We start from the raw sequence: 1,831 nt of genomic DNA, 5'->3' as shown, positions 1-1,831 counted from the left end.
GAAGCCGTGAAACGCGTGATATGTGGTGGAACTTCATCGGCCGGTCCAACGAGGATATTGCCCAGGCCCGTTCGGACTGGATGAAGGGCTCCCGATTCGGTGAGGTGGTGGGGTACGACGGGGCACCACTGACCGCTCCCGAACTCCCGCCTGTCCCGCTGAAACCGCGCGGGAGGGTGCGCTGACCTGGGGTTCCAGCTCTAGCGCACGCCTCTCGCTGGACACGGTTGTCCCCGCTCGGCACCCGGTCTTCCCGAGGGGTGATCGCTCCTCGGGAAGACCTCGACGGCCAGAGCCGCGTTCTCATGTCTGGCCATCTGCAGACGGGTTCAGTCAGCCGAATGCTGACTCAGTGCCGCTTTCCTGACGGAGCATCAGTAAAATTGCCTCGGTGTCGCAGCCGTTGGAGCGCCCGCCCCGGGTGCCGACGGCTCCACCGCCGCTATGAGCGCAAGTCCGAGCACGTCCTCGGCTTCGTAGGCATAGCCGCCGCCTTCATCTGCTTCCGGTGCCTGGCGGCCACCTGATCAGATTCGCTCAATGCCCAGCGCACTCGGAACGTCACGGATCCAGGCGGCACGGTCCGGCTCCGCAGCCGCGACACACTCGAGCGCCTCGATGAAGCGCCGGCTCTCCGCTGGATCCATCTTGTCGAGCTCAAAAGCGATCTCTTCCAGGGTGCTCAGGGCCATCTGCGCATCGCGTCCGATCTTGACGAGATCCTCCAGGGTCCCCACCGCTGCCAGAAGTGCCCGCACCACTTCGTCGCCTCGAAGCACGACTTCAACCTCCCCGGATTCCAGCGATGACGAGGCGATGCTGTCACCCCGCGTGCATCCAGGTCACCTCACGTGCGACTCCCACTGTGGTCAGCCGGAGTTAAGAGAAACAACGTCTTGGTCGCCAAGGAGTTCCCGCGACGACCTCTGCGCGTGTGACCCCGACCCATTCGTCACCCCCTTGACAGGTGACGACGGTCGATGCAGCCTTGTGGTCATCGGGCCCGGCGGGCCTGTTCGCTACGACGGAAAGGGAGCCACCGTGGAGATTCGGACTGCGTCGGACGTGGCAGCGGCGGAACGGCACGCGCGATTCGGCACGTTGCCGGAGCGCATCCCGTTTCATGTCATGGTCGAGGAAAAGGAAGCGGAGCCGAGCGGCGCGGCGATCGCCTCGTACAACCCCGAAGCCTCCTGGAATCATTTCTCCTGTGTCGCACTCGACCTGGGGCTTTGAGGTTTCCGGCAGAGGTGATCGAAGCGGCAGGAGAACTCCCGGTGTCGGCGGTCATCTCGCATTGCGCCGGCTGAGGTCGCAGACCCCGGTCGAGTCGTTCGCGGCGCAGCCCCTTTCCTCGTCGGCGGCGTTTGTCGTGCCGGGTGAGGCGTGAGGATCGGTCCTCGGCGCCGAGCGATGCGAGGCCGTGTATCGGCGGTCGGCAACGTTGTCATCCTCTCCATGTATACTTGCTCAGTCAAGTATCTTGGTCGGCCGGGCAGCAGTGATCGTCACCCGTGTCCGCTCCGGCAACGCATCGCTGCGTCGCGGTCGCACCGTGGAGGACTGTGTGCGACCCGGGCCGGTGGGAGGCGCGCCGCGAGAGTGACAGCGTTGCCTCCCCGGCGTCCGCAGAACACTCCGGATGGAGCTTGTTAGCCATGGGAATGACCGCTACGGATCTCGCCGCCGGACTCTTCGAACTGCTCGAAACGGGGGACCCCGCTCTGGCCGCGGAGCCACGAGCACCTGGGCTGGGTCTTCATCAAGGCCTACCACCGGACCCTGCACATCCCGTCGTACGGCACGTTCCTCGCCACGGTCGCCACGATGC

The 1,831-nt window shown here is 65.3% G+C and carries 2 protein-coding genes and 1 pseudogene; 2 read left to right on the top strand and 1 reads right to left on the bottom strand.

From position 1 onward, the window contains the following. Window positions 1-185 (top strand): annotated as a pseudogene (locus ACWEBX_RS39960) (pirin family protein); the annotation flags it as partial. Between the two features lie 342 nt (window positions 186-527). Here the strand turns inward: ACWEBX_RS39960 and ACWEBX_RS39955 are convergent. Further along, window positions 528-779 (bottom strand): hypothetical protein, encoded by a 252-nt coding sequence (locus ACWEBX_RS39955; protein WP_451889609.1) that lies wholly within the window; start codon window positions 777-779, stop codon window positions 528-530. A gap of 262 nt (window positions 780-1,041) precedes the next feature. Here ACWEBX_RS39955 and ACWEBX_RS39950 point away from each other — a divergent pair, with 262 nt between their 5' ends. Then, window positions 1,042-1,236, top strand: coding sequence for a hypothetical protein (locus ACWEBX_RS39950; RefSeq protein ID WP_451889608.1), 195 nt, complete (start codon window positions 1,042-1,044; stop codon window positions 1,234-1,236). Window positions 1,237-1,831 lie beyond the last annotated feature (595 nt).

This window comes from Streptomyces sp. NPDC005070, assembly GCF_053600395.1.
This window is presented reverse-complemented; position numbering and strand designations above follow the sequence as displayed.